The 22,381-nt window shown below is 72.7% G+C and carries 18 protein-coding genes; 3 read left to right on the forward strand and 15 right to left on the reverse strand.

Features of this window, described 5'->3' with window-relative positions; translation table 11 throughout:
* Window positions 1-23: 23 nt before the first annotated feature.
* The 11 genes from ACFWV8_RS24870 to ACFWV8_RS24920 form a co-directional block, all read right to left on the reverse strand.
* Window positions 24-1,007 carry a sugar kinase gene (locus tag ACFWV8_RS24870; protein WP_384207182.1) on the reverse strand — a complete coding sequence of 328 codons (984 nt, stop codon included), beginning with the start codon at window positions 1,005-1,007 and terminating at the stop codon, window positions 24-26.
* On the reverse strand, window positions 1,004-1,651 hold the full coding sequence (locus ACFWV8_RS24875) for a bifunctional 4-hydroxy-2-oxoglutarate aldolase/2-dehydro-3-deoxy-phosphogluconate aldolase (RefSeq protein WP_384207189.1): 648 nt from the start codon (window positions 1,649-1,651) through the stop codon (window positions 1,004-1,006). The genes ACFWV8_RS24870 and ACFWV8_RS24875 overlap by 4 nt, the downstream gene beginning before the upstream one ends.
* A gap of 205 nt (window positions 1,652-1,856) precedes the next feature.
* Window positions 1,857-2,717: a hypothetical protein gene (locus ACFWV8_RS24880; protein ID WP_384207194.1), complete on the reverse strand. Its 861-nt coding sequence runs from the start codon at window positions 2,715-2,717 to the stop codon at window positions 1,857-1,859.
* The gene (dgoD, locus tag ACFWV8_RS24885) at window positions 2,711-3,856 is read right to left on the reverse strand and encodes a galactonate dehydratase (protein ID WP_384207199.1); all 1,146 of its coding nucleotides are present in this window, start codon (window positions 3,854-3,856) and stop codon (window positions 2,711-2,713) included. The genes ACFWV8_RS24880 and dgoD overlap by 7 nt, the downstream gene beginning before the upstream one ends.
* On the reverse strand, window positions 3,853-4,626 hold the full coding sequence (locus tag ACFWV8_RS24890; protein WP_384207206.1) for a FadR/GntR family transcriptional regulator: 774 nt from the start codon (window positions 4,624-4,626) through the stop codon (window positions 3,853-3,855). The genes dgoD and ACFWV8_RS24890 overlap by 4 nt, the downstream gene beginning before the upstream one ends.
* 56 nt (window positions 4,627-4,682) lie before the next feature.
* Window positions 4,683-5,444, reverse strand: a complete 762-nt coding sequence (locus tag ACFWV8_RS24895) for an SDR family oxidoreductase (protein WP_329379087.1) — start codon at window positions 5,442-5,444, stop codon at window positions 4,683-4,685.
* Window positions 5,445-5,514: 70 nt separating this feature from the next.
* On the reverse strand, window positions 5,515-7,647 hold the full coding sequence (locus ACFWV8_RS24900; protein WP_384207215.1) for an alpha-galactosidase: 2,133 nt from the start codon (window positions 7,645-7,647) through the stop codon (window positions 5,515-5,517).
* Window positions 7,644-8,498, reverse strand: a complete 855-nt coding sequence (locus tag ACFWV8_RS24905; RefSeq protein ID WP_329379089.1) for a carbohydrate ABC transporter permease — start codon at window positions 8,496-8,498, stop codon at window positions 7,644-7,646. The genes ACFWV8_RS24900 and ACFWV8_RS24905 overlap by 4 nt, the downstream gene beginning before the upstream one ends.
* The gene (locus ACFWV8_RS24910; RefSeq protein WP_384207227.1) at window positions 8,498-9,451 is read right to left on the reverse strand and encodes a carbohydrate ABC transporter permease; all 954 of its coding nucleotides are present in this window, start codon (window positions 9,449-9,451) and stop codon (window positions 8,498-8,500) included. The genes ACFWV8_RS24905 and ACFWV8_RS24910 overlap by 1 nt, the downstream gene beginning before the upstream one ends.
* 1 nt (window position 9,452) lies before the next feature.
* Window positions 9,453-10,739: an ABC transporter substrate-binding protein gene (locus ACFWV8_RS24915; protein WP_384207234.1), complete on the reverse strand. Its 1,287-nt coding sequence runs from the start codon at window positions 10,737-10,739 to the stop codon at window positions 9,453-9,455.
* A 113-nt stretch (window positions 10,740-10,852) separates the two neighbouring features.
* Window positions 10,853-12,910 carry a glycoside hydrolase family 27 protein gene (locus ACFWV8_RS24920; protein WP_384207367.1) on the reverse strand — a complete coding sequence of 686 codons (2,058 nt, stop codon included), beginning with the start codon at window positions 12,908-12,910 and terminating at the stop codon, window positions 10,853-10,855.
* 330 nt (window positions 12,911-13,240) lie between these two features.
* Between ACFWV8_RS24920 and ACFWV8_RS24925 the strand changes: the two genes are divergently transcribed.
* Window positions 13,241-14,479: an ROK family protein gene (locus tag ACFWV8_RS24925; RefSeq protein WP_384207240.1), complete on the forward strand. Its 1,239-nt coding sequence runs from the start codon at window positions 13,241-13,243 to the stop codon at window positions 14,477-14,479.
* Window positions 14,480-14,808: 329 nt separating this feature from the next.
* Here the strand turns inward: ACFWV8_RS24925 and xylA are convergent, their stop codons facing one another.
* Window positions 14,809-15,978, reverse strand: coding sequence for a xylose isomerase (gene xylA, locus ACFWV8_RS24930; RefSeq protein ID WP_384207247.1), 1,170 nt, complete (start codon window positions 15,976-15,978; stop codon window positions 14,809-14,811).
* A 252-nt stretch (window positions 15,979-16,230) separates the two neighbouring features.
* Here xylA and xylB point away from each other — a divergent pair, with 252 nt between their 5' ends.
* Both xylB and ACFWV8_RS24940 read left to right on the forward strand, forming a co-directional pair.
* Complete coding sequence (gene xylB / locus ACFWV8_RS24935) at window positions 16,231-17,706, forward strand: xylulokinase (protein ID WP_384207254.1); 1,476 nt, start codon at window positions 16,231-16,233, stop codon at window positions 17,704-17,706.
* Window positions 17,707-17,881: 175 nt separating this feature from the next.
* Window positions 17,882-18,997 carry a hypothetical protein gene (locus ACFWV8_RS24940; protein WP_384207259.1) on the forward strand — a complete coding sequence of 372 codons (1,116 nt, stop codon included), beginning with the start codon at window positions 17,882-17,884 and terminating at the stop codon, window positions 18,995-18,997.
* 18 nt (window positions 18,998-19,015) lie between these two features.
* On the opposite strand, the gene ACFWV8_RS24945 is transcribed toward ACFWV8_RS24940, so the two are convergent.
* The 3 genes from ACFWV8_RS24945 to tdh form a co-directional block, all read right to left on the reverse strand.
* Window positions 19,016-19,930 (reverse strand): LysR substrate-binding domain-containing protein, encoded by a 915-nt coding sequence (locus ACFWV8_RS24945; RefSeq protein WP_384207266.1) that lies wholly within the window; start codon window positions 19,928-19,930, stop codon window positions 19,016-19,018.
* A 42-nt stretch (window positions 19,931-19,972) separates the two neighbouring features.
* Window positions 19,973-21,154, reverse strand: a complete 1,182-nt coding sequence (locus ACFWV8_RS24950; protein WP_384207272.1) for a glycine C-acetyltransferase — start codon at window positions 21,152-21,154, stop codon at window positions 19,973-19,975.
* A 94-nt stretch (window positions 21,155-21,248) separates the two neighbouring features.
* A complete protein-coding gene (tdh, locus tag ACFWV8_RS24955; RefSeq protein WP_329379107.1) occupies window positions 21,249-22,274 on the reverse strand; it encodes an L-threonine 3-dehydrogenase in 1,026 nt (341 codons plus the stop codon).
* Window positions 22,275-22,381: the final 107 nt, after the last annotated feature.

Consider the following 22,381-nt stretch of genomic DNA (forward strand, 5'->3'; position numbering starts at 1 on the left):
CGGGGCCGGATTCATACGCGGCTTTATAGGGAGAGCGCGTTCCAGGTCGCCTCGTCGGTCGCCAGCAGCTCGCGTGTCCGGTCCGGTGGCGGCAGCGGGCCGTGGTCGGCCAGGACGCGCAGGGCGGAGGCCGCCGTCAAGTGGCCGAGCCGCAGGGCCCGTACGGGATCGTCGTACCGAAGCAGGCCCGCGAGGAATCCGCCGGCGAACGCGTCGCCCGCGCCCACCGGTTCGACCACCCGCACCTTCGGTGCGCGCACGGTGTACGTGTCGGGGCCGATGTACGCGGTGGCCGCCCGCGCCCCGTCCTTGACCACCAGGACACGCGGCTGCGGCAGGAGGGCGCGGACCGCGCCGGGGCGCGCGCCGTCGCCCAGCGTGTTGCCCCAGAGCGCCTGTGCCTCGTCGAGTCCGACCAGGACGAGGTCCGCGCGGGCCGCGAGCGCCAGCAGGATGCCGGCGGCCGGCTCGTCGCCCCAGAGCGCGCGGCGGTGGTTCACGTCGAAGCTGACGGCGTACGGCCGCCCTGGACGCAGCGCCCGCTCGACGAGCGCGCGGCAGGACGGCGAGAGCGCCGGGGTGATGCCCGTGAGATGGACGAGCGCGGCGTCGCGCAGGGCCGGTTCGTCCAGGGCGGACGGTCCGAGGGCGGAGGCCGCGGATCCGGTGCGGTAGTAGTGGACGCTCGTCGCATCTGTGCCCGGGTTCTTGACCAGCAGGCCGGTGGGGCGCGCCGGATCGGTCCGTACGCCGGAGATGTCGACGCCCGACGCGGCGATCCGCTCCCTGACGCGCCGTCCGAAGGGGTCGTCGCCGAGCGCGGACACCCAGCGGGCCGGGACCCCGTGGTCCGCCAGATACATCGCCACGTTCGACTCGGCGCCCGCGACGTCGAGCCGCAGCAGCTCGGCGGTGTCGAGCGGGGCGGCCGGGTCGGGCGCCAGCGCGGCCATCGTCTCGCCGACGCAGACGACCGGTCCGGGGCGTAGCAGCGGGGCTGTACTCACGCGGGGGCCTGGCCCTCGGCACGTACGACGCCGAGGAAGGCGCGGGCGCGGGCGCGCAGTTCGTGGCCGGATCCGGCCGGTGAGTCGGCCGCGGTGCCCACGAGCGGCGATCCGACACCGACCGCGAGCGCTCCGGCGGCCAGATACTCGGCGGCTGCCGTGGCGTCGATGCCCCCGACGGGCACGAACGGGACGTCGGGGAAGGGGCCTTGGAGCGCGCGCAGATACACGGGGCCGCCGGCCTGGGCGGCGGGAAATATCTTCAGCGCGCAGGCTCCGGCGCGCAGCGCCGCCACGATCTCGGTGGGGGTCATCACCCCGGCGAGCACCGGCAGTTGGAGCTCCCGCGCGGCGTGGACGCCTTCGCAGACAGCGGGGGTGACCACGAAGTCCGCACCGGCCCGGTGCACGGCGTGCGCGTCGTCGGTAGTCAGGACGGTGCCCGCGCCGAGGGGCGCGTCGGGTCCGAGCGCCGCGCGGGCCTGCGCGATGACGTCGAGCGCGTCCCGCCCGCTGAGCGACACCTCGACGAGCGCGACGCCCTCCTCGATCAGCGTGAGTACGGTCCCGAGCGCCGCGTCGGGATCGTCGCCGCGCACGATGGCGACGAGTCGGTGGGCACGCAGGGCGGCCGTCAGATCCACGGGTGGGTTCCTTCCGGTGTGTGGGGCGGGTGGTCGAGCGCCGAGGCTATGGGCGCCGGCGGGGCGGGGTGGGGCTCGCGCCCTGCCGGGGAGCGGCTGACGACTCGTTGGTGCGTGCGGTCGCACGGCGGAGGCCCGCCCGGGGGGGGTCCCGGTCTTGACGGGCCGTCGTAGCGGTAACGGGCCGTCTGGCCCGCCGGGTCCGTCATGGGGTCGGCTCGGCGGTGGTCGTCGTGATCGTGAGGCGCCAGCGGACCTCGCCCGACGCGGGGACCCGTGCGGCGTCGTCTTCGCCCGCAGCCGACAGGTCGAACACCCGGCCCAGCATGGGTTCGACACCGATGGAGCGGTACGGGGCGCCGGCCGGGAAGCCGCCTAGGTTGCGCCAGAGCGCGACGGAGACGGGCTGTCCTGCCGCCTCGACCGCCAGGTGCAGCGTGTTCCGGCCGTCGTGCACCGAGACCTCCGGTGTGGCGACGACGGCGCCCACGGCCGTGCCGTCGTCGGGGCCGAGCCGGTCGAGTGACAGACCGCCGGCCTGCGGCCAGGCGCCCGCGTGCCAGTCGGCGCCGTCGTCCGGGTAGAGCCGGACGGGCGTGCCGTGCCGGATGGCCAGGGTGGCGCGGGGCGACACGTCCAGGAGCGCGTGGGCGGCCCAGAGGAAGCGGTAGCCGGGTGCGGCAGTCAGCCGGTAGTCGGCGACGAGGGCGTGTTGCGGATGTCGCGTCGTCCGCGCACTCCCTGGGGTGTCGCCCTCCGTACGGATGTCCGTACGGATGCGGCGCGTGAGCCTGAAGTCCGGGCAGTCGACGTCCTCCTCGTCGCCGTCGCGGCGCCAGGGCCGGGACCACGCGTCGCCGTGGTCGGGGGTGCCGCGCACCGTGGGGACGCACTCCTCCAGTCCCCCCGCGTCGGCGAAGGCGTCACCCGGCGCGACGAGGGGGCGCCTCGGCTCGTCGCGCCGCCACAGCCACTCCCGGCCGCCCGCGCGCAGCGACGTCCAACGTCCGCCGTGCGCCGGGTCGGTGGTGACGGACAACGGCTCGCTCACCGGTCCGCTCACCATTCGGCGAACGATCCGTCGTCGTGGCGCCAGACCGGGTTGCGCCAGGCGTGCCCGGTGCGGTCGGCGGCCCGTACGGCGTTCTCGTCGACCGTGACGCCGAGCCCCGGGAGATCGGTCCGGCGCGCGTGGCCGTCCACGAAGCGGAACGGCTCCGTGTCCACGACGTACGACAGCAGATCGGCGTCCTTGTTGTAGTGCAGGCCCCTGCTCTGCTCCTGGATGAGGAAGTTCGGGGTGCAGAAGGCGACTTGGAGGCTGGCGGCCAGCGCGATCGGACCGAGCGGGCAGTGCGGTGCGAGCTGCGCGCCGTAGGTGTCGGCGAGCGAGGCGATACGGTGCACCTCCGATATGCCGCCGGCGTGCGAGAGGTCGGGCTGGGCGACCGCGATGCCCGCGGCGAGCGCGGGCAGGAACTCGGCCCGCCCGTAGAGCCGTTCGCCGGTCGCGATGGGCACGGGGCTGGATTCGACCAGTCCGGCCAGCAGATGTCCGTGCTCCGGCAGCAGCGGTTCCTCCACGAACAGCGGGTGCAGCGGGGCGAGTTCGGACAGGACGCGGCGGGCGCCGGCCGGGCTGAAGCGGCCGTGGAAGTCGACGGCGACGTCCCGGTGCGGGCCGAGGACCGCGCGCGCCGCAGCCACGCGGTCGACCACGGATGCGGTCTCGGCGGGGCTGGTGATCGGGGACGTACGCCCGGCGGCGTTCATCTTCACCGCGGTGAAGCCCGCCTCGACCTGCGCGGTGACCTCGTCGGTGAGCCGGGCGGGTTCGTCGCCGCCGACCCACGCGTACACCCGCACCCTGTCGCGGACAGGTCCGCCGAGCAGGGCGTGCACGGGGGCCCCGTACGTCTTGCCTGCGATGTCCCACAGTGCCTGGTCGACCCCGGCGACGGCGCTGGAGAGAACCGGGCCGCCCCGGTAGAAGCCGCCCTTGGTCATGACCTGCCAGTGGTCCTGGATCCGCAGCGGGTCCTGGCCGACGAGGTATTCGGCGAGTACGTCGACGGCCGCCCGTACGACCTCCGCCCGGCCCTCGACCACGGGTTCGCCCCAGCCGACGGTGCCGTCGTCCGTCTCGATGCGGCAGAACAGCCAGCGGGGCGGGACGAGGAACGTCTCCACGCGAACTATCTTCACTTCGCCTCGGAGCCTTTCGTCTCGGGAGCGGCGGCCGGTCCGGCCAAGTCGGCCGGTCCGGAGGTGCCGTGGACCTTGTCCAGGTCGCGGACGGCCTGGTCGAGCAGGGCGCGCATGGCCTGCTGGGCGGCGTCCGGGTCCTGGGCGCGTACGGCGTCCAGGACGGCGCGGTGGCTCGGCACGGGATCCTCGCCGTGCGGCGACGAGTGCACGATCCGGTCGCGGTGGGCGAGGCCGGACTCGATGACCATCTCCATGCGTTCGAGCAGTTCGTTGTGGGTCGCGGCGAGCAGCGCGCGGTGGAAGGCGAGGTCGGCGTCGACCGCGTGCGCGGCTCCGCCGTCCCCCTCCCCCATCTCGGTCAACGCGGCTTCCAGCGCGGCGAGATCGGCGTCGGTGCGCCGCTCGGCCGCGAGCCGGACGGCGGCCGGTTCGATGATGCCGCGCACCTCGCCGAGGTTGCGCAGCAGTGCCAGGTCCGCGCCGGCGTTGGTCCCTTCGGCGAACTGCCAGCGCAGGACGTCGGCGTCGAGGAGGTTCCAGTCCGCGCGGGCCCTGACGAACGTCCCCCGGCGCTGTCGCGCGTCGACCATTCCCTTCGCGGCGAGCACCTTCAGCGACTCGCGCAGGGCGGTCAGGCTGACGTCCAACTCGCGCTGGAGTGCCACGAGATCGAGGGTGGCCCCCTCGGGGATCTCGCCGCTGAGCACCCGGCGCGCGAGAGTCTCCACGGTCTGGCCGTGCACTCCGCGGCGCGCGTATGGCGTCATGTGTCGTTCTGCCTTTCTGCTGGTCGTTCGTGAGCGGCGGTGGTCGTGCGGAGTGGCTAGGCCGAGGCCTTCACAACACTCCATCCGCCGTCCACGAGCAGACTCGTTCCGGTGATGTAGGACGCCTCGTCGGCCGCCAGGAAGGCGATCGCCGCTGCGACCTCCTCGGGGGTGCCGAAGCGGCGTGCCGCCGTGCCCTCGACGCTGAGCGCACGGTCCTCTTCCGGCACCCGGTCCCACGCCGCGGTGAGGATCGGGCCCGGCAGTACGGCGTTGACCCGCACGTCCGGCCCGTACTCGACGGCGAGCTGTCCGCAGAGCGAGAGCAGCGCGCCCTTGCTCGCCGCGTAGGCGGGGTGGCCGGGGATGCCCATGTGCGCGTGGACGGACGATGTCAGCACCACGGCGCCGTGGTGGGCGCGCAGATCGGGCAGGACGGCACGGAATCCGAGGAAGCCGCCGGTGAGGTTGACGGCGAGCTGGCGCTCCCAGGAGGCGACGGTCATCTCGTGCGCGGGGGCGACGTCGACGGTGTAGGCGTTGCTGACGAGGACGCCCACGGGTCCGTGGCGGTGGGCGGCGGCCACGACGCGGTCCCAGTCGGCCTGCTCGGCGACGTCCGCCCGTACGAAATCGGCGCGGCCCCCCTTGTCGCGGATGCCGGCGGCGACGGCCTCGCCGTGCGCCGTGTCGATGTCGGCGAGGATCACGGCGGCGCCCTCGGCTGCGAGCCGGGAGGCCCCGGCGGCCCCGATGCCCGACGCGGCTCCGGTGACCACGGCGACGCGGTCGTGGAAGCGGGCTGGTGCGTGGTTCATGGGGCGGTTCGACTCCTCAGGGTGCGGGGCCGCCTTCCGGCGTCCTGGGCGACTGTAGTGAGCGTGCGGATCATGAGGCCGGGGCCGGCGGCCGGTCGGGGTCCACCCGGGTGAGCACGACCAGTTCGGCGTCGTGGTCCGCCGTCCAGTGGAACGGCAGCCCGGAATGCAGGAGATACCCGCCGCCGTACACCGTGCCGGAGGCCCCGTCCCGGTAGTGGGCCGCCTGGTCGAGTCCCCGCAGCCGCAGCCGGGCCGGGCGTCCCGGTACGAGCGGCGCGCCGTCGAGGGGACCGGTGTTCCAGGCCGTGACGACGGTGCGCGCGCCGGCGCCTCGGGCGTCCTCGTCGTACTGAACTCCGCAGGTCGGCTCGGCGGGTGAGTTCAGCAGCCGGATCTCGCCGTGGTGGACGACATCGCGGATCTCCTTGTAGCGGGCGACCCAGCCCGCGGCCTCGGCACGCTGCTTCTCCGACCACTTGACGATGTCGGCCCCGATGCCGAGGACGCCGGACATGGAGCTGACGAAGCGGAAGGCGAGCGAGCGCGGCCGGGGGTCGAAGACGCCGGGCGCGTCCGTCACCCACGCGCTCATGGTGTGCGGGGCGTGCGCGTGCAGATAGCCGTACTGGATCGTGAGGCGGTCGAGCGGGGCGGTGTTGTCGCTGGGCCAGAGCACGTCGGTGCGGGCGAGCGTGGCGTGGTCGATCCTGGCGCCGCCGCCCGCGCAGCCCTCGACGGTGACATGCGGGTGGATGCTCCGCAGATGGTCGAGTACCCGGAGGTAACCGGCGACGTGCGCGGCGTCGAGGTCCTGGCTCTCGACGGGGCCGCCGCCGGGCCTGCCGCGTTCGGTGGGCGGGCGGTTCATGTCCCACTTGAGATAGCTGATCGCGTACGTGCCGAGCAGCCGGTCGAGGGTGGCGATGACGAAGTCCTGGACGTCGGTGCGGCCGAGGTCGAGCAGGAGCTGGTTGCGTACGAGGGTGACCGGGCGGCCGTCGACGCGGTAGACCCACTCGGGGTGTTCGGCGTGCAGGGCGGACCCTGGGCTGACCGCCTCGGGCTCCACCCAGAGCCCGAAGTCCAGCCCCAGTTCGCGTACTTGGGAGATGAACCGGTCGAATCCGCCGGGGAACTTGGCCGGGTCGGGGTACCAGTCGCCGAGGCCGCCGGTGTCGTCGTTCCGGCCGGTGAACCAGCCGTCGTCGACAACGAACAGTTCGGCCCCGATGCCGGCGGCGGCGCGCGCCAGCGCCAGTTGGCCGGCCGCGTCGACGTCGAAGCCGGTGGCCTCCCAGGAGTTGTAGAGCACCGGGCGGGGCCGGTGCAGCCGCTCACCGGAGAGACGGCGTTCGTAGCGGTGCCAGACGCGGGCGAGCCCTTCGAGTCCGTCCGGGCTGAACGCGCAGGCCAGTCGCGGTGTGGTGAGCGTGGCGCCGGGCACGAGACGTACCGCGCTCTCGTGGGGCAGCCGCCCGGCCCGTACGCGCAGGGCGCCGCCGGGCTCGGCGTCGGCGCTGATGCGCCAACCGCCGGACCATTCAAGGGCGATGCCGTAGGTGGGGGTGGCGCCCTCGGCCGGTTCGGCGGCGTCCTGGACGGCGAGCCAGGGCGCGTACGCGTGGCCGGGAACGGCCTGGGCGCTGGCCAACTCGAAGCGCCCTCGGGTGAGTTCGAGCTGGGTGCGCTGGAACTCGCGGGACCACTGGCCGGCCAGGTAGGTGAGCCGCGCGGTGTCGGTGACGGGGATGTTCACGGCGGCCGAGTCGAAGCGTTCCAGGCGCAGTTCGGTATCTCCCGTGCAGGTCAGCTCGGTCCACCGGAGGACCACGTCGGTGCCGGGCACGGTCTCGTAGCAGAGGGCCGTGGTCAGTCCGAGTTTCTCGTCGGCGAAGACGAGGCGCAGCGCGCGCTCGCCGTCGAGGGTCGCGCCGGTGAAGCGCCAGAACACGCCGCGCTCCTCGCCTGGGCGCTGGGCGATCAGGTCGGCGCCGGTGAACGGCCTTACCCCGTAAGGGATGTACTCGGCGGGGGACGCGTCGGCGGGGGTGATGAAGTGCGTACGGCGCGACCAGTCGAGCGGGGAGGGCCCCTGCTCGGCGCCGTGCGGGCCCCAGGCGGCGAGTTCGGCCCACCCCTCGTCGGGGGCTAGGGTGACGGCGTAGACGGTGTTCGCGGTGCGCAGCACCCACGGGGTCATTTGACAGCTCCCAGGTTGAGCCCGGCCACGAAGTGGCGCTGGAACCGCAGGAATACGGCGACGGTCGGGGCCGCCGCGATGACGGAGCCCGCCGCGATCACATTCCACATGGACACATACTGACCCTGGAGCCCGATCAGTGACGCGGTGATCGGCATCTGGCTGTCGGTCCTCAGCACCGTGATGGCCCACAGCAGATCGTTGAAGATCCAGGTGAAGGACAGGGCGCTCAGCGCCGCGAGCGCGGGTTTTGTCAGCGGCAGGACGATGCGCCAGTAGATCTGCCAGGGGCTCGCCCCGTCGATCACCGCCGCCTGCTGGATCTCCACGGGGATGGACCGCATGAATCCGTAGAGGACGAAGACGTAGAAGCCGACGCCGAAACCGATCTGTACGCCGATGAGCGCGTACAGCGTGTCGTACAGGCCGAGCGTCTCGCTGATACGGGAGACGGGGATGAGCAGGATCTGCGGCGGCAGCAGATTCCCGCCGAGCATGACCAGCAACAGCGTGCGGCGCAGGGGTAGTTCGTACCGGCTCAGGGCGAAGGCGGCCATCGAGGCGAGCGCGAGGGTGGCGAGCACCGTCGGCACGGTGACCAGCATGCTGTTGATCAGGGCCCGCTGCTGACCGCCGTCGACCCAGGCCTGGCGGAAGCCGTCGAGGGTGAAGGAGTGCGGCAGCCCGCCGAGCCCGTTGGCGGCGATGTCGTCGAACGAGCGGACGCTGGTGACCAGTACGAGCGCGATGGGCAGCAGCCACAGCACGGACAGGGCGCCGGCGCCGAGATGGAAGCCGGCGGTCGCCAGCTTGCGGCGGGTGGCCGTGGCGGAGCCGGAGGTGGCGGACATCAGTCGGCCTCCCGGAAGGCGCGGACGAGGTACGAGGCGATGACACCGAAGGCCAGCACGAAGATCACGACCGCGAGGGCGGAGCCGTATCCCAGTCGCAGCGACTGGAAGGCGGTGGAGTACATGTACGTGGAGAGCAGCTCCGACGAGTGGTACGGGCCGCCGCGGGTGAGGGCCCACACGACATCGAACGAGCGCAGCGAGTCGATGACGATGACCGACAGGACGACGGCGTTGACGCTGCGCAGCTGCGGCAGGGTGATGTGCCGGAACCGCTGCCAGCGGCTCGCGCCGTCGACCTTCGACGCCTCGTAGAGCACCGGGTCGATGCCCTTGAGGCCGGCGATGTAGAGGATCATCACGTAGCCGATCTGGCGCCAGAGCGCGGGCACGATCACGGCGTACAGGGCGGTGTCCTGGTCGGCGAGCCAGGCGCGGGTGAGACTGCCGAGCCCGACGCTCTCCAGGGTCTGGTTGATGAGCCCGTCGGGCTGGTACATCGCCTGCCACACCAGTGCGGTGGCGACGAGGGAGAACACGACGGGCAGGAAGAGCGCGGCCCGGTAGAAGCCGACGCCGCGCCGCTCCTGCTGGAGGAGCAGGGCGGCGCCGAGGCCGAGGAGCGCGGAGAGTCCGCCGAAGAGCAGCAGCCACAGGACGGTGTCGAGCACGGCGGTACGGAAGATGTCGTCGTGGAGCATCTCGCGGAAGTTGCCGAGGCCGATGAAGCGCGGCGCGGAGACACCGTCCCATTCGGTCAGGGAGAGGTAGAAGCCCTGGACCGCCGGCCAGAACACCCAGAACGCCTCGGCGAGCAGGGGGACGAGGACGAAGGCGAGCACCACGGGCGGGACGCGCGTCGACCTCTCGCGCCGGGGTCCGTTGTCCTCCTTCGCCGTCCGCCGTTCCCGCTCCTCCCCCGCCACTGGGTTGCCGGTGACGACCGCCGCCATCTCAGCGGCCCCAGATTTTCTGCGACTCGCGCTGCCAGGTGGTGAGGATGGAGCCGATCTCCTTGGGCTTGGCGAGGAAGCGGGTGAGCGCGGCGTCGGCGGGCGGCTGGAGGGCGTCGCTGGAGTCGCGGTTGAAGTACTGGGTGAGTTCGGCGGCGCCCTCGATCAGCGCACGGCCCTTCTTCACCAGGGCGGTTCCGCTGTCCTTGGCGTCGGGGTGGGTCGGCAGCGCGGTGCCGGACGAGTGCTTGAGGTAGATCTCCTGCGACTCGGCGGTGGCCAGATAGCGCATCAGCTCCTTGACCTCGGCCTCGCGGCTGGTGCGGGCGCTGGCGAAGTAGCCGTCGGTGGGGGCCTCTTCGGCGACCGGGACCTTCGGGTCGATGACGGGGAAGCGGAAGAAGTCGAGGTCCTCCACCTGCTCCTTGGGGACGGAGTCGGCGAAGAAGGTGCCTATCAGCATCATTCCGGTACGGCCCTGGAGCAGGGCGGTGGTGGCGTCCTGGAAGGGCAGCGCGGTGCTGTTCGGGTCGAAGTAGGGCAGTGCCTCGCCCCAGCGGTCGAAGACCTTGCGGACCTCGGGGTCGTCGAACCGGTGCTTGCCCGCGAGGAGTTCACGGTGGTAGGCGGCGCCGTTGATCCGGATGTTCAGGTAGTCGAACCAGGAGGACGCCACCCAGGGGGTGTTGCCGCCCGCGCCGAGACCGATCGGCGCGACGCCCTTGCCCTTGAGGGTGTCGCAGAGGTCCAGGAACTCGTCCCAGGTCTTGGGCTCATCGACGCCCCACTTGGCGAAGTTCGACTTCCGGTAGAAGACACCCCACCAGTAGTAGGTGGTGGGGACGAAGACCTTCTTGCCCGCCGCGGAGGTGCAGAGCTTGCTCAACGCGTCGGAGTAGCCGGTGAGTTCGGGCTTGGTCCAGAGGTCGCTGACATCGAGGAGCAGGTCTTTCGACGCGTACGACTCGGCGACCGAGCCGGGGTACCAGGTGTAGAGGTCCGGCGGGTTGGCGGAGGTGAGGTAGGTCGGCAGCTGGGTGCGGAAGGTCTCGGCGGCGACGGTGTTGAGCTTCGCCTTCGCGCCGCCCTGCTTGCCGAAGTCCTCGACGACCTTCCGCATGGCGGTCTTCGCCTGCGGCGCCGAGAGGTTGGACTGGAGGGTGACGTCACCGCCCGACTCGCTCTTGCCGGTGGATCCCGAGGTGACGCAGCCGCTCAGCAGCGCGGCGGCGCCGACGGCTCCGGTGCCGGCGAGGAACTGACGGCGGCCGGGTGGTGGGGTGGTCATGGGTGAACTCCCTGTCGGACGGTGCGGGTTGAGTGGTGCCACGAGTGGGGGGTGGGGTGGTACGGGGGCCGGCCGGAGTCGTGTCGCGGCCGGCCCCCGTCATGGGCCCGGGGTCACGAGCCGGCCGGGACGCCCGTCTGGTGGACGCGGCCGTCGACTCCCCGGAAGGCGGTCAGCACGGTGTCGCCGGGCCCGGCGGTCGCGCCGAGCGCGCCGTCGAGGACGCCGCTCACGAACTCCGTGCGCGCCGACCAGTCGCCCCAGCCACCGCCGCCGGAACCGGATCCGGTGCCGTAGGCCCGCTGCCAGAGCGTGTAGTCGCCGGCCCGTGCGTACAGCCGCACCCCGCCGTCCACCGCGACCAGGGTCGGGCTGCCGCTGACGGTCCCGCCCAGCGATGTCCACGGCGACCAGGTGCCCGCCGTGTCCCGCACCCGCCACCACACCGCGTCCTCGGCGGTGCGTACGGCGACATGGGTCAGGCCCGCGTCGTCCACGACGGCCGACGGCCGTCCGTACACGGTCCGGTTCTCGGGCGCGTCCAGCGAGGTCCACCCTGAACGCGGCCCGCGTGCCCGGATCCGCCCGTCCTCGTCATGGGCGAAGAGCGTCCAGCGGTCGGCGCTCTCGTACGCGACCGTGGGCGCGTCGGCGAGACTCCCGCCGAGCCTGACCCAGCGTCCCCACCGTCCGCCGTCGAAGGCGCGGTGGTAGGCCGCGTCGTCGGTGCCGCGTACGAATACGTCGATCCGGCCGGGCTCGCCTTCGGAGGCGTAGGCCGCGGGCTGGCCGAGGATCCGGCCGTTCGTCGGGCCGCCAAGGCCGGTCGTCCGGGACGACCAGTGGCCGTCACGTCCGCTCTGCTGCCGCAGCGAACCGTCCGCGCCCCTGGTGAAAGCCGTCAGCCGGTCGCCGTCACGTACGAGGGCGGGGCTCGCGGTGGAACGCGTACCGAGCGAGGCGCCGGGCGCGTCGTCGTGGCCGCGGAGCGTGAGGAACGCGGTGCCGTGCGCGGGGACGGTGACGGTGTACGAGCCGTTGTGCGTGCCCCGGTCGGCGCGGGCGCGTACGTCCCGTACGGCCACGTCGCCCGTGAGCCCGGCGTCCTCGAAGGTCACGGTCCGCTCCGCCGCCTTGTCCGAGCGGTTGAGGAGGACGACCGCGCGCTTGCCGGCGCCCGTGAGGGTCTTGCTGTAGACGTCGCCGGTGGAGTCGGTGGCGACGCGTACGCCCTGGATGGCGAGGGGGTCCTGGTCGACGGCGATGATCTCCGGGTTGCGCAGGGTGTCGATCATCGACTGCGGCAGGGTGCGCGGGTCGGAGCCCATGACCAGCGGCGAGCCCATCACGGCCCACATGACGAGCTGGGTGGTGGACTCCTCCTCGGTCAGTTCGTACGAGCCGTCCGCGAGCTTCCGCATCGGGATGAGGTAGTCGGGGTCGTTGTAGCGCCCCGGTCCCTGGGCCTCGGGGTGCCAGGCGTTGGCGTCCATGTTCCGCAGGACGTTGGCCCATTGGCCGGCGGAGGGCGTGCCCCAGGCGACGTCGGTGCCGGTACGCCAGGAGTCGCCGGTCCTCGGGCCGTAGACGTACGTGTTGTGCGCGTCCTGCTCGGGGGTGTGCGGCACGCCCCAGTCGTCCGTCAGCGGGTTGCAGAGGTTGAGCAGCATCGGGCGGCCGGACTTGGCGACCGCGTCGCTGAACTCCTTGAAGGCGGGGCCCGGGTCGAGCTTCGCGGAGATCCCGCAGAGGAAGTCGACCTTGATGGCGTCGATCTTCCAGCCGGCGAACTGCCGTGCGTCCTCGGTGTAGTGGCCCCGGCTGCCGAGCCCGCAGCTCTTGCCGCCGTCGTAGGCGCCGGCGTCGGTGTAGATGCCGGCCTTGAGTCCGCGCTTGTGCAGATACGTCACGAGGGCGGGGATGCCGGAGGGGAAGCGGCCGGGGTGCGCGGCGAGGCGGCCCTGGCTGTCGCGGGGGTCGTCGGCCTGCCAGCCGCCGTCCAGCCAGACGATGTCGTAGCCGGAGTCCCGGAGCCCGCTGCTGACGAGGTGGTCGGCGACCGACCTGACGGCCTCCTCGGTGGGGGAGCCGAGTCCGTAGTAGGTGTTCCAGCCCATGTACGGGGTGGGGGCGAGCCCACTGTCGTAGTACTCGGGCGCGCCCTGGTCCACGGTCCCGCTGTCGGTCCCGTGACCGGTCCCGGTCCTTGCGTCCTGCTGGTCGGCGGCCCGGACGGCGTCCCGGCCGTCAGCCGCCTGCGCGGAGGGCACGGCCACCGCGACAAGCGCGGCGACGACGGCGGCCACCGTGGCCCGGTGCGAAGTCACTGATGTCTCCCGAAGGTTGGGGTCACGACGAAGACTGTCGCCGCACGCCCCGACCCTGTCAACGATTATTACTAATTTATTTCTACAAGTGGTCGGGCAAGTGACTGCTAGGGCCAACGATCTCGCGCGACCGGCCGTCGGTCCGGATACCGATCACATAGGCTCGACGGCACTATGCAGAGCAACCACACATCGCTCGGTCCCAAGGCCGACAAAGAGACGGTGCGCCGGCACAATCTGAGCCTCGTGCTGCGCGCCGTACGGGACGAGGGCGAAGCGACCAGGGCCGGTGTGGCGGCGCGGGTCGGACTGACCCGGGCCGCGGTGTCGTCGCTGGTCGAGCAGTTGCTGGACAGCGGCTTCCTCTCCGAGTCCGGCAAGACGTTCAGCGGACAGGCCGGGCGGCCGGGCACCGTGCTCAAGGTGACGCGGGCCGGTCCGGCCGGCATCGGCGTCGAGATCAACATCGATTACGTGTCGGTGTGCGTGGTCGACCTGTCGGGCACCGACCGCGTACGTCTCACCGAACACCTCGACAATCGCGGCGCCGCGCCCGCCGAAGTCCTCGCCCGTGGCGCCCGGATCGCCGCGCGCACCCTCGACTCGGCCGCCGAGCAAGGTCTTTCGCCGGTCGGGGTGCAGCTCGCGCTGCCCGGTCTCGTCGCCGGGGGTGCGGTCCGCCAGGCGCCCAACCTGGGCTGGAACCAGGTGCCCGCCGAGGAGTTGTTCGCGGGGGCGCTGGCGGAGGCGCAGCCCGCCGTGCCGCCGCTGCCGGTGCGTTCGGAGAACGAGGCCAATCTGGCGGCGCTCGCCGAGCTCTGGTTCGGGGGCCTGGGCGGGATCCGCAGTTTCCTCTATCTGTCGGGCGAGATCGGTGTCGGCGGCGCGCTGGTGCTCGACGGTGAACTGCTGCGCGGCGCCAACGGGTTCGCCGGTGAGATCGGCCATGTGGTCGTCGACGCCGAGGGGCCGCTGTGCCGGTGCGGCGCGCGTGGCTGCCTTGAGCAGTACGCGGGCCAGTCGGCGCTCCTGCGCGGCGCCGGGCTCGACGAGAACGCGGGAGTGCCGGGCGTCGCGGAGCTGGAGGCCCTGGCCAGGAGCGGCGACACACGGGCGATAGCCGCCATCGGCGAGGCCGGCCGGATGCTCGGGCGGGTCCTGTCGGGCGCGGTGAACCTCTTCGACCCCGACGCGGTGGTGCTCGGCGGGATCTACCGGAGCCTGATGCCATGGCTTTCGCCGCCCGCCGACGGGGAGTTGACCGACCGGGTGGTCTCCGGACTGTGGCCGCACGACAGCGGCAGGCTACGCGCGTCATCCTCGGCGGGCGACGCGGCCCGGGGCGCGGCGGCACTGGTGGTCCGCGCGGTACTGGCGGACCCGGTGGCATACGCGCACCGCACGAGCGCGTAGCGCGCGGGGCGCGGGGGGCGGGCATCGAAGGGGCGCCGGCCCGGCGCGCGGGGGTCTCCTCGGCGGCCGTCGGCCCCGCTCAGGGAGCGCGGGCGCCGAAGCGTCGAGGAGTTCCGGCCGGAGATCGGCGAACGCCGAATCCGCGTGGTCGACCAGGGCCGCCGGGGCGGGTCCGGTTTCGCCGGGCGGCGGAAGGCGTCGAGGGAACGCCCGGCCCGGGGCCGCGCCGTCCGCGGCGGGCATGAGGGCGCGCGGAGCCCGCGGGGCGGGCCGGTGGTCGGCTCGGCCCGCGGGCTTCGTCATGTCAGGACACGGTCGTCGGTGCCGGGTCAGCGGGCTCCCAGCAGGTGGTCCATCGCCAGCTGGTCGAGGTGCTCGAAGGCCATGCCGCGGCTGGCAGCCGCCGCCACGTCGAAGTCCTCGTACGCGCTGCGGTCGGCCAGCAGACCGGCCACGCCGTCGGCGGCGGTCGGCTGCGCGAGCTCGTCCAGGCGTGCGGCGCGCAGGGCCTCCTGGACCTCGGGGTCCGCGCGGAAGGTGGCGGCGCGCTCCTTGAGGATCAGGTAGTTGCGCATGCAGCCCGCGGCGGACGCCCACACGCCGTCGAAGTCCTCGGTGCGCGGCGGCTTGAAGTCGAAGTGCCGCGAGCCGTCCCAGCCCGCCGACTCCAGCAGGTCCACCAGCCAGAACGCGGCGCGCAGATCGCCGGCGCCGAAGCGCAGGTCCTGGTCGTACCGGGTGCCGTGCTGGCCGTTGAGGTCGATGTGGAAGAGCTTGCCCGCCCACAGGGCCTGCGCGATGGCGTGCGGGAAGTTGAGCCCGGCCATCTGCTCGTGGCCGGTCTCGGGGTTGACGCCGTACAGCTCGGGGCGCTCCAGGCGCTCGATGAAGGCGAGCGCGTGGCCGACGGTCGGCAGGAGGATGTCGCCGCGCGGCTCGTTCGGCTTGGGCTCGATGGCGAACTTGATGTCGTACCCCTGCGAGACGACGTACTCGCCGAGCAGGTCGAAGCCTTCCTTCATCCGGTCGAGCGCGAGGCGCACGTCCTTCGCCCCGCCGGACTCCGCGCCCTCACGGCCGCCCCAGGCGACGAACCTCTTCGCGCCCAGCTCGGCGGCCAGGTCGAGGTTGCGCAGGGTCTTGCGCAGCGCGAAGCGGCGGACGTCGCGGTCGTTCGCCGTGAAGCCGCCGTCCTTGAAGACGGGGTGGGTGAAGAGGTTGGTGGTCACCATCGGCACGACGAGCCCGGTGGTGTCCAGCGCCTGCCGGAAGCGCTTGATGTGCCCCTCGCGCTCGGCGTCCGTCGAACCGAACGGGATCAGGTCGTCGTCGTGGAAGGTCACTCCGTACGCGCCCAGTTCGGCGAGGTGCTGTACGGACTCGGTGGGATCGAGCGCCGGACGCGTCGCGTCTCCGAACGGGTCCCTGCCTTGCCAGCCGACCGTCCACAGACCGAAGCTGAACTTGTCCGCGGGGGTGGGAGTGAAACGATCCGTCATTACTCTGGCCGCCTTCGATACCTCAGGTCCGGCAGGTGCAGACCTTTTTGTTTCCTGACATGACTAATAATGCACGTCCGGGTGGGTACGGAAAAGACCCCGTGTCCGCCCAACCCCGCCCCGAGCGACGAATGCCCCCTCGGGCAAGGAAGTAACGCCCACACCTGTCAGATGAACGACAGCATCACGTAATTTGTTGGCCTGCGGCCAAAATACCGTCGCAAGGCCCGGAAATCAGGAAGAGGTACGAGCGTGCCGCACAGCCAGGTGGTCATCGGCGTCGACAGCTCCACCCAGTCGACCAAGGCGGCGTTCACCGACGCGGCGACCGGACGGCTGCTCGCCGTCGGGCGCGCCCCGCACCGGGTGACGGGCGAGGCCGGGGCGCGGGAGACCGACCCCGAGGTGTGGTGGCAGGCGCTGCGCGAGGCCGTCGCCATGGGCCTCAAGGAGTCCGGCGTACCGGCGTCCGCCGTCACGGGCCTGGCGGTCGCCGGGCAGCAGCACGGCCTGGTGGTGCTCGACGCCGCCGGGCAGCCCCTGCGGCCCGCCCTGCTGTGGAACGACACCCGCTCCGCCCCGCAGGCCGCCGCGCTCACCGAGGCGCTGGGCGGGCCCGACGCGTGGATCGCCACGACCGGATCGGTGCCCGTCGCCTCGATGACGGCGGCGAAGTGGCAGTGGCTGCGGGAGAACGACCCCGCATCCGCCCAGGCGGCGACGGCCGTCCGGCTGCCCCACGACTTCCTCACCGAACGCCTCTCGGGCACGGCGGCCACCGACCCCGGCGACGCGTCGGGCACCTGCTGGTACTCCACCGGTACCGGGGCGTACGACCCCCAGCTCCTCGCGCTCGTGGGTCTCGACGAGTCGATGCTGCCGGCCGTCGCACCGACCGGTGGCACCCGGGTCGGCTCGCTCACCGCTTCGGCCGCCGAGCAGCTCGGGCTGCCGGCCGGGATCGCGGTGGCCGCCGGGACGGGCGACAACATGAGCGCGGCGGTCGGCCTCGGGCTCGGCGGCGCTGGGCTGCTGGACCACCCCGTGCTGAGCCTCGGCACATCGGGCACGGTCTTCGCCGCCACGCGCACCAGGCCGGCGTCGGCGGCGCTGTCCGGGTTCGCGGCGGCCGACGGCACGTTCCTGCCGCTCGGCTGCACCCTGAACTGCACGCTCGCCGTCGACAAGGTCGCCGAGCTGCTGCGCCTCGACCGCGAGGACGTGGCGCCGGGCGGGGAGGCGGTGCTGCTGCCGTACCTCGACGGCGAACGCACCCCCGACCTGCCGACCGCCTCGGGCCTGCTGACGGGCCTGCGGCACGACACCACACCCCAGCAGTTGCTGGGGGCGGCGTACGAGGGCGCGGCGGTGACGGTGCTGCGCGCGCTCGACGAGGTCCTGCGCGCCTGCGGCCTCGACCCGGCGGACGCGGCGGTGGCGGGCAGGCCGCTGCGTCTGGTGGGCGGCGGTGCCCAGGGCCGTACGTGGGTGGAGACCGTACGGCGCCTCTCCGGGCGCCCGGTGATCGTCCCGGAGAGCGGCGAGCTGGTCGCCCTGGGCGCCGCTGCGCTGGCGGCGTCGGCCGCGACGGACGAGGACCCGGTGGCGATCGCCGCCTCGTGGAAGACCGGCGACGGCCCCGAACTCCCGCCCGTGGCACGGGACATGGAGACGTGGGAGCGCGTGGGTTCGGTGCTGGACCGGGCGGCTCCGAGCCTGCTCTCGTAAGGCTGCTGGGGTCCCAGGGGCGGGTAGGGCGACGGCGTGCGCGAGCGCGTCGGCGCGCTCTCCCCGCCCCGCCGGCGCACGCCTCCGGGGCCCTCTTGATGGCGGGTCGGGAACAGCCCTACCCTGCCGGTCTGCGCGGCGTCGCCGCGCGCCGGAGGAGGGACGAGACCCGCCCATGTCCGACGCAACGAAAGACGACGCGCTCTCCGACGATCTGCCCGACGCGGACATACTCAAGGCGCTCGCGCCCTACGTGGCCAAGGACGGCGGCGCCGGTGCCGGCCCCCTCCGGATCAGGGACGTCGAGCGACGGCAGCTGGTGCGCTGCGACGTCGTCCGCTTCACGGAGCGACGCACCGAGACCCAGCGGACCGCCTTCGGTACGGAGGACCTGTCGGCGCTGCCTCTTTACGAGGGCGCCATCAAGGACCACCCGCTGCCGGCCCCCGAAGGGCCCGCCAGACTCACCCTGATCCGCTCGGGCTCCTACCGGCTGGTGCCCTGTCCGTGCGACAACGGGACGCAGCGGTGCGCCAGTTGCTCCGGCGACGGCCGGCATCCGTGCTCCTGCCGCAACGAACCGCCCACGTGCGACGTGTGCCTGGACGTCGCCCCCTGCACCCAGTGCGAGACGACGGGCCGGCGCCGTACCCGTACGACGAAGGCCCGGCCCGCCGCGACCGGTGCGCGCGCCACCGGCGCCCAGCGGATCACCTGCGCGGTGTGCGGCACCGCCGATGCCGCCTGCCCGCGCTGCTCGGGCCGGGGCAGGATCCGGTGCCCGCTGTGCGACGGCCGGGGGCACGAGACATGCGCGCGCTGCTCGGGGCGGGGTGTCGGCACGCACGAGGTGTGCGGCGGCCGGGGCTGCCTCTCCCACTGGGTGGAGGGAACGGTCGAGTACGCCAACGAGAAGGCGTCCCTGTGGCTCCCCAGGCCGGACTGGCCCGACAAGGTCCGGGACCGGCTGGCCGGCGCCGCGCGATGGCGGCAGCGCGACCTCCCGCCGGGCGGCGGGGTGCCCGCGGGCGTCGACGACGAACACCGCGCGGCCGTGTCGGCGCACCTCGCGCGCGGGACGGTGGAGCTCTCCCGGCGGGTGACCCTCGAAACCTGCCCGCTGGCCCGGGTGGAGCTGATGGACGATCCGAACCGGGTCTTCTACGTCTTCCCCGGCACCCGGCGGCTCGAAGTCGTCCCGACCCTGTCGAACCAGCTCAAGCGCCGGCTGATCGCGGCCGGGGCGGTCATCGTGATCATCGTGGTCCTGATCATGTGGCTGGCCGCCTGAGCCGAGCCGCTCGGGCCGTCAGCCCGTCGTCAGGCCCGACGCCGAATCCCTCAGCGCGTCCAGGACCGGGCGGATCAGCGGGTGGTGCTCAGCGCCCCTGCGGACCGCGGCGAAGACCCGGCGCGTGGCGGGCGGGCCGGACACCGGGCGTACCACCGTGCCCTTCAGCTCCATCCCGCGCAGCGCCGAGCGCGGTACGAGCGCCACCCCCGCGCCGGCGCCCGCGAGGGCGACCACCGCGCGGAAGTCGTCCGACGAGTGCACCAGGCGCGGTTCGAAGCCCGCCAACTCGCAGGCCAGGCGCATCACTTCATGGCACGGGTTGCCCGGGTACGGGCTGATCCAGTCGCTGTCCGACAGTTCCGCGAGCGGGACCTCGATCTCGCGGCAGAGCGGGTGCCCCTCGGGCAGGACGGCGTCGAACGGTTCGGCGTAGAGCGGTACGCGGGACAGACGCGGGTCGTCCTCCGTGGGCGCGCCCCGGTATTCGACGGCCAGCGCCGCGTCCGCCTGCCCGTCGAGCAGCAGGGGCAGGCTCTCGTCGCCCTCGGAGTCCCGTACCCGTACGCGGATGCCCGGGTGCGAGCCGGCGAGCTGCGCGATGGCGGGGGCCAGCACCTCGGCGATCCCGGTGGCGAACGCGGCGACCGTGATCTCCCCGGCCGCCCCGCCCGCGTACGCCGCCAGTTCGGCCTCGGCCCGCTCCAGCTGTGAGAGGACCGCGTGGGCGTGTGTGAGCAGGATCTCCCCGGCCGCCGTCAGCCGTACGCCCCTGCCGCTGCGGGTCAGCAGCGCGTGGCCGGTCTCCTGCTCCAGCGCGGCGAGCTGCTGGGAGACGGCCGACGGGGTCAGATACAGCGCTGCGGCCGCGGCGGTCACCGTACGGTGGTCCGCCACGGCTCGCAGGATGCGCAGTCGCCGGGGGTCGATCACTCAGCCATGGTGCCAGGCCACGGCGGCTTCGGGCCGGGTCCCTCAGGCGCCGAGCGCCGCGCGCGCGTCGGTGAACGCCGCCACCGCCCGCTTCACGTCCGCCGTCGAGTGCGCCGCCGACAGCTGCACCCGGATCCGCGCCTGTCCCATCGGGACGACGGGGTACGAGAACCCGATCACGTACACCCCCCGCTCCAGCAGCAGCTCAGCCATCCGTCCCGCCTCGGCTGCGTCGCCGATCATGACGGGGGCGATGGGGTGGTCGCCGGGCAGGATCTCGAATCCGGCCGCCGTCATCTCCGTACGGAAGAGCGCCGTGTTCGCCTTCAGCCGCTCGCGCAGCTCGCCGGCGCTCTCCAGCAGGTCGAGGACCTTGATCGAGGCGGCGGCGATGACCGGGGCGAGGGAGTTGGAGAAGAGATACGGGCGCGAGCGCTGGCGCAGCAGCTCGACGATCTCGGCGCGGGCGGCGACGTAGCCGCCGGACGCGCCGCCGAGCGCCTTGCCGAGCGTGCCGGTGATGATGTCGACGCGGTCCATCACACCGTGCAGCTCGGGGGTGCCCCGGCCGCCGGGGCCGACGAAGCCCACGGCGTGCGAGTCGTCGACCATCACCATGGCGTCGTACCGGTCGGCGAGGTCGCAGATCTCGGCCAGCGGCGCCACGTAGCCGTCCATGGAAAAGACACCGTCCGTCACGACGAGGCGGCGGCGCGCGTCCTGCGACTCCTTGAGCCTGGCTTCGAGCTCGGCGAGGTCGCGGTTGGCGTACCGCAGCCGGCGGGCCTTGGAGAGCCGGATGCCGTCGATGATGCTGGCGTGGTTGAGCGCGTCGGAGATGACCGCGTCCTCGGGGCCGAGCAGGGTTTCGAACACGCCGCCGTTGGCGTCGAAGCAGGAGGAGTAGAGGATCGTGTCCTCCTGGCCGAGGAACGAGGAGAGGCGCCCCTCCAGCTCCTTGTGGATCTCCTGGGTGCCGCAGATGAAGCGTACGGAGGCCATGCCGTAGCCCCAGCGGTCCAGCGCGTCCTTGGCCGCGGCGACGACGTCCGGGTGGTCGGCGAGACCGAGGTAGTTGTTGGCGCAGAAGTTGAGTACGTCACCGGCGCCGACGGAGACGGACGCGCTCTGCGGGGTGGAGATGACGCGCTCGGGCTTGAAGAGTCCGGCGTCCCGGATCTCGTCAAGGGTGGCGCGGAGGTCGTCGCGGACGGACGCGTACATAACAGGACTCCCGGGAGAGGGGCGGGCGAGATGCGGGCGGGCGAAGTGCGGGCGGGCGAAGTGCGGTTGGTGTGCGGGAGGAGCGGGCCGGCCGTCAGGCCCAGTTGAGGATGATCTTGCCGCCGGTGGCTCTCGCCGCCTCGTCGAAGGCCGCGTCGAAGTCCTCGTAGCCGTAGGTGCCGGTGATGACGGGCCCGAGGTCGAGTCCCCCTTCGAGCAGCACGGTCATCGCGTACCACGTCTCGAACATCTCACGGCCGTAGATGCCCTTCACCGTGATCATCGAGGTCACGATCTTCGCCCAGTCGACGGCGAACTCCTTCGCGGGCAGCCCCAGCATGGCGATCCGGCCGCCGTGCGTCATGTTGTCGACCATGTCGCGCATCGCCTCCGGGCGGCCGGACATCTCCAGACCGACGTCGAACCCCTCCTTGAGGCCGAGCCGCCGCTGCGCCTCGGCGATGCCGGTGTGCGACACGTCGAGCGCGAGGGTGGCGCCGACCTTGCGGGCGATCTCCAGACGCTCGGGGCTGACGTCGGTGATGACGATGTTGCGGGCGCCCGCGTGCCGGGCGACGGCCGCCGCCATGATGCCGATCGGGCCCGCGCCGGTGATCAGCACGTCCTCGCCGACGAGGGGGAAGGTGAGCGCGGTGTGCACGGCGTTGCCGAACGGGTCGAAGATCGCAGCGATGTCGAGGTCGACGGGGGCGCGGTGGACCCAGACGTTCGACGCGGGCAGCGCGACGTACTCGGCGAACGCGCCGTCGCGGCCGACCCCGAGTCCGACGGTGCTGCGGCACAGATGCCTGCGGCCGGCCAGACAGTTACGGCATTTGCCACAGACCAGATGCCCTTCGCCGCTCACGAGGTCGCCGACGGCGATGTCGTGGACGTCGGAGCCGACGGAAGCGACCTCGCCGACGAATTCGTGACCAAGAACACGTGGCACGTCGACCGCCTGCCGGGCCCAGCCGTCCCAGGCGCGGATGTGCAGATCGGTACCGCAGATGCCCGTACGGAGCACCTTGATGAGTACGTCGCCGGGCCCGGTCTCCGGCTCGGGCACATCGGTGAGCCGGAGCCCCGGCTCGGCCGTCAGCTTCACAAGTGCCTTCATCGGTGCGGCTCCAGGCGGTGCGGTCCAGGTACGGACGGAGTGCGGAGGGGTGCGGAGGAGTGCGGACAGACGCGGACCGGGGCGCGGACGCGGGTGCGCCGCGCGTG

Origin of the sequence: Streptomyces sp. NPDC058665 (assembly GCF_042714995.1) — a bacterium.
Classification (GTDB): domain Bacteria; phylum Actinomycetota; class Actinomycetes; order Streptomycetales; family Streptomycetaceae; genus Streptomyces.

Bases quoted from the DNA above. Each gene is read 5' to 3' on its own strand.
- ACFWV8_RS24880 (WP_384207194.1), bottom strand. From the start codon at position 2,717: ATGGTGAGCGGACCGGTGAGCGAGCCGTTGTCCGTCACCACCGACCCG.
- ACFWV8_RS24890 (WP_384207206.1), bottom strand. From the start codon at position 4,626: ATGACGCCATACGCGCGCCGCGGAGTGCACGGCCAGACCGTGGAGACT.
- ACFWV8_RS24895 (WP_329379087.1), bottom strand. From the start codon at position 5,444: ATGAACCACGCACCAGCCCGCTTCCACGACCGCGTCGCCGTGGTCACC.
- ACFWV8_RS24900 (WP_384207215.1), bottom strand. From the start codon at position 7,647: ATGACCCCGTGGGTGCTGCGCACCGCGAACACCGTCTACGCCGTCACC.
- ACFWV8_RS24905 (WP_329379089.1), bottom strand. From the start codon at position 8,498: ATGTCCGCCACCTCCGGCTCCGCCACGGCCACCCGCCGCAAGCTGGCG.
- ACFWV8_RS24910 (WP_384207227.1), bottom strand. From the start codon at position 9,451: ATGGCGGCGGTCGTCACCGGCAACCCAGTGGCGGGGGAGGAGCGGGAA.
- ACFWV8_RS24915 (WP_384207234.1), bottom strand. From the start codon at position 10,739: ATGACCACCCCACCACCCGGCCGCCGTCAGTTCCTCGCCGGCACCGGA.
- ACFWV8_RS24925 (WP_384207240.1), top strand. From the start codon at position 13,241: ATGCAGAGCAACCACACATCGCTCGGTCCCAAGGCCGACAAAGAGACG.
- xylA (WP_384207247.1), bottom strand. From the start codon at position 15,978: ATGACGGATCGTTTCACTCCCACCCCCGCGGACAAGTTCAGCTTCGGT.
- ACFWV8_RS24940 (WP_384207259.1), top strand. From the start codon at position 17,882: ATGTCCGACGCAACGAAAGACGACGCGCTCTCCGACGATCTGCCCGAC.
- ACFWV8_RS24950 (WP_384207272.1), bottom strand. From the start codon at position 21,154: ATGTACGCGTCCGTCCGCGACGACCTCCGCGCCACCCTTGACGAGATC.
- tdh (WP_329379107.1), bottom strand. From the start codon at position 22,274: ATGAAGGCACTTGTGAAGCTGACGGCCGAGCCGGGGCTCCGGCTCACC.